Below are 8,814 nucleotides of genomic sequence, written 5' to 3' on the forward strand. Positions count from 1 at the left end.
CACCAGGGTCCGGTCACACCAGGGCGGCGGCCTCCTGCGCGGAGAGGCCGCCGCCTTCGGCGTACGCAGCCGTGAACTCCTCCGCGGGCAGCGCGGCCCGTACGGCCGCCATGGCGCGGTCGCGGGCCACGCGCTCCAGGGTCGAGAGCAGATGGCCGGGCGGCAGCAGCGCGTCCGCCGCGCCCAGACAGCGGGCGGCGTCGCGTCCGCCGTCGCAGCCGGCCATCGCCAGGGCGGCGATGACGAGGTACGAGGAGAGCAGTTGCGGGGCCATCGCCTTCGACAGCGGATCGTCGGCCTGCGCGAGGCCGCGCCTGATCTTCTCCCTGGCCTGCTCGTAGTGGCCGTCGACGGCCTCCACCCATGCCTCCTGACCGAGGATGAACGCGTCGAAGACGACGAAGTTCGCGATGGTGAACTCCTCGCGCAGCACCCGCAGATGCTCGCGCGCCTCGGCGGTCCGGCCGGTGCAGCTGAGCCATCCGGCGAGGAAGACCCGGGCGAACGGCATCGCCTCGTTGTGCGCGCCGCCCGGGTCGTCGAGCACCTCCCGCAGCAGGCGCTCGCCCCGCTCGGCGTCGCCCGACTCCAGCAGCGCGCCGGCCAGCCGGGCGGTGAGCACCGTGTGCTGGGCGTGGGCGCCGAGTCGCCGGGCCTGTGCCATGGCGGCCTCGTAGTCGGCGGCGGCCGCGAGGTAGCGTCCCTTGCGCTCGCGGGCCTCGGCGCGTGCGGAGAGCGCCTCGGCGCTGCCCCAGGCGTCGTCCAGCCGCTGGTAGATCTCCAGCGACTCGTCGGCGTCCCGCTCGGCCTCGGCCGCCCGGTGAGGCCGGTTGGCGAGGATGTTGGCGCGCAGCTGGAGGCTGGAGGCCAGTTCCCAGTCGTAGCCCGGGGTACGGCGGGAGGTGGCGACGGCGGCGTCGATGGTGGCGGCCAGCCGGTCCATGTCACCGGTCAGCATCACGGCGTAGAACGACAGCATGCCGGGGCCGCGGCAGGTCTGCGGGAGCCCCGGCTCGTAGGCCTCGGCGATGGCCTTCAGCTTGCGCTGGGCCTCGGGGGTCTGCCAGGCGTCCAGCTCGGTGTCCATGCAGGCGAGGTGCCCCAGGTGGACCCCGCGCCGGGCCTCCTCCAGGACCTCCCCCGTCATGGGGGGTGGCTCGGCGGTGCAGCGCTCCCACACCGGGGCGGCCTTGCGGAGCGGTTCGGCGAAGGGGTCGGGGCCGAGTTCCATGATCGCGCGGCACCAGTGGCGGGCCTCGAGGCGCAGGTCGCGCATCTGCCAGTACCAGGCCAGGGACAGCCCCAGGCACAGCGCCTCCTGCTCGTCGCGTTCGGCGACGGCGTGCCGCAGTGCCGTGCGCAGGTTCTCGTACTCGCGTTCAAGCCGCTCGATGGCGGCGAGTTGCCCGGGGCCGCGCAGCAACGGGTCGGTGGTGCGGGCGAGTTCGCGGTAGTACGTCAGGTGCGCGCGCTCGGTGTCGCGGCGCTGTCCGGCCTCGTCGAGCCGTTCGGCGGCGTACTCGGCGACGGTCTCCAGGAGCCGGTAGCGCATCTCGCCGTCGCCGGTGGGGGCGGCCACGACGAGCGACTTGTCGACGAGGGAGCCGAGCGCGTCCAGGGCGGCGGGCCCGCACACGGCCTCGGCGGCGGCGAGGTCGCAGCCGCCGGCGAACACCGACAGGCGGCTCAGGACGTCCCGCTCGTCCTCGTCGAGCAGGTCCCAGGACCAGTCGACGACGGCACGGAGTGTCTGCTGGCGGGGCAGCACGGTCCGGCTGCCCGAGGTGAGCAGGCGGAAGCGGTCGTCGAGCCGGTCGGCGATCTGGCGGGGCGTGAGCATCCGCAGCCGGGCGGCGGCGAGCTCGATGCCGAGCGGCAGGCCGTCGAGGCGGCGGCAGATCTCGGCGCAGGCCTCGCGGTCGTCGTCGATCCGGAACCCGGGGCGGGCGGCGGCGCCGCGGTCGGCGAGCAGCCGCAGGGCGTACGGCTCCGGCAGCGGCTCCACGGGCCGCAGCACCTCCCCCGGTACGCCGAGGGGTTCCCGGCTGGTGGCGAGGACCGTCAGGTGCGGGCAGCGCGCCAGCAGCTCCTCGGCCAGGCGGGCGGCGGCGTCGACGACGTGCTCGCAGTTGTCGAGGACGATCAGCATGCGGCGGCGGGCGCAGTGCTCGACGAGGCGTTCGACGGGGTCGTCGTGGCGGTCGCCCGTGGCGGCCCGGAGTTCCTCGGCGCCGGCGCCGTGCAGTACGGTCTCGCGGGCGCCGATCGCGGTGAGCACGGCCTCGGGGACGGCGGCGGGGTCGTCGACCGGCGCCAGCTCGGCCAGCCACACGCCGCCGGGTGCCGCGTCCCGTACGGTCTCGGCGGCCTCCTGCGACAGCCGGGTCTTGCCTGCCCCGCCGGGACCGAGCAGCGTGACGAGCCGGGCGGTGGCGAGGTCGCCGCGGATGGCGTCGATGTCGTCGTCCCGGCCGACGAAGGAGGTGAGGCGGGCGCGCAGATTGCCCGGGGGCGGGGTGCGGTCGCGGGACAGCGCGGCGGATCCGGCAGCCGCGGGGTCGGCGCCGGGGGCGAGGACCCTCGGGCCGGAGGGGGTGCCGGGCTCCCGGGCTCCGGCGGCTCGCTCGGCGGGTACCCCGGCCGGGCTCAGCAACTCCGCGTGCAGGGCCCGCAGCTCGGGTCCCGGGTCGGCGCCCAGCCGGTCCGCGAGCCGTCGTCGTACGTCCTCGTAGGCGGCCAGCGCCTGGGCGGTGCGGCCCGCGTCGCGCAGGGCGCGCAGGTGCAGGGCCTGGAGGGGTTCGTCGAGGGGGTGGCTCTCACACAGGGCGGTCAGTTCGGGCAGCGCCTGCTCCGCCTGGCCGAGGGCGAGGGAGGCGGCGAGCCGGGCGCGGCGGGCGTCCAGCCGGCGGGCGGCGCAGCGGGCCGCCTCGACGGTGCGGTCGGGCAGGTCGGCGAGGGCGGGGTCCTGCCACAGGGCGAGGGCGTCGTCGAGGAGGACGGCGGCCTTGGCGGGGTCGCCGTCGGCCAGCGCCCGGGCGCCCTCGTCGGCGAGCCGCTCGAACCGGTGCAGGTCGATGTCGTCGGGGGCGGCGGCCAGCCGGTACCCGCCCTCTGCCGAGCGGATCGCCTCCGCCCCCAGCACCCGCCGCAGCCGCCCCACGAGCGCCTGCAGGGCCCCGGCCGCGTCGGCGGGCGGCTCCCCGTCCCACACCTCGTCCACGAGCAGCCCGACGGGCACGACCCGCCCGGCCCTGAGCGCCAGCACGGTGAGCAGCGCACGCAAGCGCGCCCCGCCGATCGGGACGACCGAACCGTCGGGGCGGACTGCCTGTGTGGTGCCGAGGATGCGATAGCGCACGGAACCCATTGTCACCGGCGAGGGCTCTTGCCCGCCTCCGGGTTTACGCGCACATGAACCGCACGCGCCGGGACCGGGAGCCCGCGAGGAACCTCAGGCCCGCCCGCTGACGTTCCCCTGACGCCACCGGTACGGTCGACCCCACGTCCCCGACACCCCCAGGAGCCCACCCTCATGACAACCGCCGCCTCCCGTCGCGCCGAGCGGCAGATCAGTCCCGTGTTCGTCGGGATTCTGGCCGTTACGGCGGTGACCGGGTGGGCCGCCTGGACCGGATTCGCGGCGCAGCCCGGGGTGGCTGTGTTTCTGTTCGTGACCGGTGCGTGGGTGGTGTCGCTGTGTCTGCATGAGTACGCGCACGCCCGGACCGCGCTGCACAGCGGGGACATCTCGGTGGGGGCGAAGGGGTATCTCACGCTCAATCCGCTGAAGTACACGCATGCGCTGCTGAGCATCGTGCTGCCCGTGCTGTTCGTGATCATGGGTGGGATCGGGCTGCCGGGCGGGGCGGTGTTCATCGAGCGGGGGCGGATCCAGGGGCGGTGGAAGCACAGTCTGATCTCGGCGGCCGGGCCGCTGACGAACGTGCTGTTCGCGGCCGTGTGCACGGCGCCCTTCTGGCTGGACGCGCTGGACGGGGTGCCGCGGGACTTCCGGTACGCGCTGGCGTTCCTCGCGTTGCTGCAGGTGACGGCCGCGATCTTGAACTTCCTGCCGGTGCCGGGCCTGGACGGCTACGGCGTGGTCGAGCCCTGGCTGTCGTACAACATCCGCCGTCAGGTCGAGCCGTTCGCTCCGTTCGGGCTGCTGTTCGTGTTCGCGCTGCTGTGGCTGCCGCAGATCAACAGCGTGTTTTTCGACGCGGTCGACGCGGTCCTGCGCGTGCTCGGGGTCAGCGAGCTGGAGACGACGTTCGGCTGGAGCCTCTACCGCTTCTGGGCCTGAGCGGCCCGGCCGCGCTTTACGTAGTACCAGGTCATGTTCGACGACAGCCCCGCCAGGAGCACCCACACGATCCCCAGCCAGCTGCCCTGGACGAAGGACACGACCGCCGCGGCCACGGAGAGCACGCAGACGATGAGGGCGTAGACGGCGAGGCGGGGCATCGGTTGGGCTCCTGTCGGGGGACACGGCGGGCACTGCTGATGCCCACCAGTGTCCCCCATCGACTCATACGTCCGTGACGCGCAGTCCCGCGTGTGCCTTGTAGCGGCGGTTCACCGAGATCAGGTTGGCGACCAGCGACTCGACCTGGTGGGCGTTGCGCAGTCGCCCGGCGAAGATGCCGCGCATGCCGGGGATGCGGCCGGCCAGCGCCTGCACGATCTCCACGTCCGCCCGCTCCTCGCCGAGGACCATGACGTCGGTGTCGATCTCCTCGATCTCGGGGTCCTGCAGGAGTACGGCCGACAGGTGGTGGAAGGCGGCGGCCACCCGGGAGTCCGGCAGCAGGGCGGCGGCCTGCTCGGCGGCGCTGCCCTCCTCGGGCTTCAGCGCGTAGGCGCCCTGCTTGTCGAAGCCGAGCGGGTTGACGCAGTCGACGACCAGCTTGCCCGCCAGCTCCTCGCGCAGCGCCTCAAGCGTCTTGCCGTGCCCCTCCCACGGCACCGCGACGATCACGAGGTCGCTGCGCCGGGCGCACTCGGCGTTCTCGGCGCCCTCGATGCCGTGGCCGAGCTCGTCGGCGGCGGCCTGGGCGCGCTCCGCGGCCCGCGAGCCGATGATCACCTTCTGGCCGGACCGGGCGAGCCGGTAGGCGAGGCCCTTGCCCTGCGGCCCGGTCCCGCCGAGCACACCGACGACCAGACCGGAGACGTCGGGCAGGTCCCAGGGGTCCTTGGCGGGGGCCTTCGCGGGCTTCTCAGCAGCAGCACTGTCGGTAGAGGTCATGGACCTGACTCTACGTCCGCCCCCGCCGGCCCGCCGGGTCAGGTGAGGCGCGTCACGGGCAGCCGCCGGAAGACGATCCGTTCGTACGCCCCGAAGTCACCGGTCTCGTACAGCAGTCCGACCGTGCGGTCGTCGACGCGGACGAGGTCGGAGTAGGCGGCGGGCAGGCCGTCGACGGTGTGGGTGTCGCGCCAGGTGGTGCCGTGGTCGGTGGAGGCGCGGATGGTCATCAGGCCGCGGCCGGCGGGGAAGGCGGGGCCGGAGAAGAGCAGCACGTCGGGCTCGCCCAGGTGCAGCACGCTGGCCTGGCAGACGGGGCCGGCGAGGCCCGCCTGCGGGCGGAAGGGCTGCACGAGCGTCTTGCCGCCGTCCGTGGAGAGGGCGTCGGCGCGGTTGCCGGGGGAAGGGGAGTCGTTGCGGGTGTTGAAGTAGACGCGGCCGTCGGGGAGTTCGGCGGCGGTGGTCTCGTTGGCGTTGATGTAGCCGTTGGTGTTCTGGTCCAGGTAGCCGAGGTACCAGCTCTCGCCGCGGTCGTCGCTGAGCAGGCAGTGGCCGCTGTTGTACTTCGCCTCGTCGCCGAGGTCGGTGCCGGTGGGCGGGAGGGTGTGGTTGCCGGGGACGACGACCCGGCCGGTGCTCAGCTGGAGGGCGTGGCCGGGGGTGGTGGCGTACCAGCGCCAGCCGGGGTCCTTGACCTGCTTGGTGATCTCCCTGGGTTCGGACCAGCTCTGCCCGTCGTCGTCGCTGTGCTGCACCCACACCCTTCTGCCGTCGGCCTCGCTCACCTCGCCGCGCAGGATGAGGTGTTCGGAGGCGGACGCGGCGGAGCGGACGTGGACGAGGAGGATGCGGCCGGTGTCGAGGACGACGGGGGCGGGGTTGCCCGCGAGGTCGGTGCCGTTGTCGGCGGCGATCTGCAACGGGCCCCAGGTGCGGCCGCCGTCCGTGGAGCGCTTCAGCACGATGTCGATGTGCCCCCAGTCCTTCGCGGAGTCGACCCGGCCCTCGCAGAAAGCGAGGAGCGTGCCTTCGTGCGTGCGGACGACGGCCGGGATCCGGTAACTGGCGTATCCCTCGCGGCCGGCGCGGAAGGGGACGGTGGCTGCGGGCATGGGCGGCTCCTTTTGCTGTGGCCGGTGTGGCTGCTTTTGCCGTGGCCGGTGTGGCTTCTATTGCTGTGGCCGGTGTGGCTTCGTTTGCTGTGGCCCGTCTGACTTCTTCTGCTGTGGCCAGTGTGCTTCGCCGGTGATCTCCGGAACGGCGGTAATGCGGCCCTGTGCCCAGCTTGGGCGAATTCGCGGTGAACTCGGGGTCACGAGTGGTTGGTTGCGGCAGTATGCGGGGGCATGGATGCCGTACGGGTCGCGTTGTTGCGCGAAGTGCTCGCCGGGACCGAGTGGTTGGGGGCCACGCGGAGGTTCGCCGGGGTGCTGCGGGGGTCGGTGGTGTCGCACGGGGGTGGGTTACTGCTGGTCGGCACGCGGGAGTACGAGCCGTGGCATCTGGCGGCGCACCTCGTGGACGAGGCGGCCTGGTCGGGTACGCCGGAGCTGGCGCCGACGCTCGTACGCCATGACGCGCGCCCCTCGGACCCGGCGCACCTCGCGGTCGGGCTGGGGCGGATCGAGGCGGCGCGGCGGGGGGAGACGCTGCTGGTGGTGTCGCCGGAGGGGCCCTGCGACGCGCTGCTGGAGCGGGTGCACGACGCGCGGCGGGCCGGGGCGACGGTGCTGGCGCTCGGCGCGGCCGAGAGCGACCTCGCGGCGATGGCGCACGATGCGCTGGCCGTCGGGGCGGAGTCGGAGCTGGACCTGGACACCGTGCAGCACCTGGTGAGCGCGGCGGCGGGCGAGAACCCGCTGCCGGCGTCACGGGGCCGCCGCCGCTTCCGGGACCGCCTGTCCCGCCTGGCGGACGAACTGACGGCCCCGCCGCCGCCCCGCTGGTGACCCTGGCCCACCGCCCCCCGTATACCGCGGCGTGGGCGACGGGCCGGGCCTCGCGTCGGCCGAGTCGTCCGCCGTGGCTCGCCGCCCCCACGAAAAGCAGTTGCTCACCTCCCATCCCCCGCCCGACCATGGCCTCTCGTGACCGACGACGCCCCAGCAGTACCCCCCACCGGCCTGCGCGCCCTCCTCCCCGATCTCGCTCCCTGGCGGGCCTCCCCCGACTTTCGCAGGCTCTGGATCGCGGGGCTGGTCACCAACTTCGGCAGCTTTCTGACCTTTGTCGCACTGCCGGTGCAGATCAAGGAGCTCACCGGGTCCGCCGCGGCCGTGGGGGCGATCGGCGCCGTGGAGCTTGTGCCGCTGGTCGTGTTCGGGCTGTACGGCGGGGCGCTCGCCGACGCCTGGGACAAGCGGCGGCTGATCGTGTGGACGGAGGTGGGGCTCGGGCTGCTGTGCGCGGCGCTGCTGGTGAACGCGCTGCTGCCGAGCCCCGCCGTGTGGCCGCTGTATGTGGTCGCCGCCCTGTCCTCCGCGCTGGTGTCGGTGCAGCGGCCCGCGCTGGACGCGCTGACGCCCCGGATCGTGGCCCACGAGCACCTGCCGGCCGCCGCCTCGCTCAACGCGCTGCGCTGGCAGGTCGGCGGCATCGCGGGCCCGGCGCTGGCGGGCGTGGTGGTGGCGTTCGCGGGGCTGGGCTGGGCCTACGCGCTGGACCTGGCCACCTTCGTCGTCTCCGTGGCGCTGGCGGTCGGCCTCGCCGCGTCACCGGCGTCCGCCGAAGCGGCGAAGCCGTCGTGGACGGCGATCGCGGAGGGCGCCCGGTACGCGTGGAGCCGCAAGGAGCTGCTGGGCACCTACACGATCGACCTCGCGGCGATGTTCCTGGCGATGCCGCTCGCCGTGCTGCCGTTCCTCGCGGACGAGCTGGACGCCGAGTGGTCGCTGGGGCTGATGTACGCGGCGATCCCGGCGGGGTCCCTGCTGGTGAGCCTGACCAGCGGCTGGACGTCACGGGTGCACCGGCACGGGCGGATGGTGGTGCTGGCGGCGGCCGGCTGGGGTCTGGCCATGGCCGCCGCGGGGATCGCCGGGAACGTGTGGCTGGTGCTGCTGTGCCTCGCCCTCGGGGGCGCCTTCGACATGGTCAGCGGCGTGTTCCGCGCGGCGATGTGGAACCAGACGATCCCGGACGAACTGCGCGGCCGGCTGGCCGGGATCGAGCTGCTGTCGTACTCGGTGGGCCCGCAGCTCGGCCAGGTCCGCGCGGGCGGCATGGCCGCGTGGGCCGGGGTGCGGGCGTCGGTGTGGTCCGGCGGACTGCTGTGCGCGGGCGCGGTGGGGCTGCTGGCGCTGTGCCTGCCGAAGCTGATGACGTACGACGTCCGCACGAACGAGCACGCGATACGCCTGCGCGCACAACGCGCAGCGGCAACAGCAACGGCGACGACCTGATCAGCCGTGGGCTCGATCATTGCGCCGGGCAGTCGGACGCTGGGCCAGCCGGACGCCGGGCCAGTCGCACGCCGGGCGGGTCCGGCACCGGGCTGGTCGGGGGCCGGGCTGATCGGGGGCCGGGCTGATCGGGGGCCGGGCTGATCCGGCACCGGGCGGGTCCGG

At 74.1% G+C, this 8,814-nt stretch carries 7 protein-coding genes; 3 read left to right on the plus strand and 4 right to left on the minus strand.

The features are described 5' to 3' along the window. Positions 1-13 precede the first annotated feature (13 nt). Positions 14-3,367 (minus strand): AfsR/SARP family transcriptional regulator, encoded by a 3,354-nt coding sequence (locus SSP24_RS37930; RefSeq protein WP_141315079.1) that lies wholly within the window; start codon positions 3,365-3,367, stop codon positions 14-16. A 165-nt stretch (positions 3,368-3,532) separates the two neighbouring features. On the opposite strand from SSP24_RS37930, the gene SSP24_RS37935 reads away from it, so the two are divergent. After that, positions 3,533-4,303: a site-2 protease family protein gene (locus SSP24_RS37935; RefSeq protein WP_141315064.1), complete on the plus strand. Its 771-nt coding sequence runs from the start codon at positions 3,533-3,535 to the stop codon at positions 4,301-4,303. Here SSP24_RS37935 and SSP24_RS37940 read toward each other — a convergent pair. From SSP24_RS37940 to SSP24_RS37950, 3 genes are read right to left on the minus strand one after another with little or no spacing between them, the layout of a single operon-like run. Continuing rightward, a complete protein-coding gene (locus tag SSP24_RS37940; protein WP_229865166.1) occupies positions 4,285-4,524 on the minus strand; it encodes a hypothetical protein in 240 nt (79 codons plus the stop codon). The two genes, SSP24_RS37935 and SSP24_RS37940, sit on opposite strands and share 19 nt — an antisense overlap. Before the next feature lie 4 nt (positions 4,525-4,528). Then, on the minus strand, positions 4,529-5,248 hold the full coding sequence (gene npdG, locus SSP24_RS37945; protein ID WP_141315069.1) for an NADPH-dependent F420 reductase: 720 nt from the start codon (positions 5,246-5,248) through the stop codon (positions 4,529-4,531). A 38-nt stretch (positions 5,249-5,286) separates the two neighbouring features. Further along, positions 5,287-6,360 carry a sialidase family protein gene (locus SSP24_RS37950; RefSeq protein ID WP_141315071.1) on the minus strand — a complete coding sequence of 358 codons (1,074 nt, stop codon included), beginning with the start codon at positions 6,358-6,360 and terminating at the stop codon, positions 5,287-5,289. A 234-nt stretch (positions 6,361-6,594) separates the two neighbouring features. On the opposite strand from SSP24_RS37950, the gene SSP24_RS37955 reads away from it, so the two are divergent. Next, positions 6,595-7,197: a hypothetical protein gene (locus SSP24_RS37955; protein WP_141315073.1), complete on the plus strand. Its 603-nt coding sequence runs from the start codon at positions 6,595-6,597 to the stop codon at positions 7,195-7,197. Positions 7,198-7,335: 138 nt separating this feature from the next. Further along, complete coding sequence (locus SSP24_RS37960) at positions 7,336-8,649, plus strand: MFS transporter (protein WP_141315075.1); 1,314 nt, start codon at positions 7,336-7,338, stop codon at positions 8,647-8,649. Positions 8,650-8,814 lie beyond the last annotated feature (165 nt).

Origin of the sequence: Streptomyces spinoverrucosus (assembly GCF_006539505.1) — a bacterium.
Lineage (GTDB): Bacteria > Actinomycetota > Actinomycetes > Streptomycetales > Streptomycetaceae > Streptomyces > Streptomyces spinoverrucosus.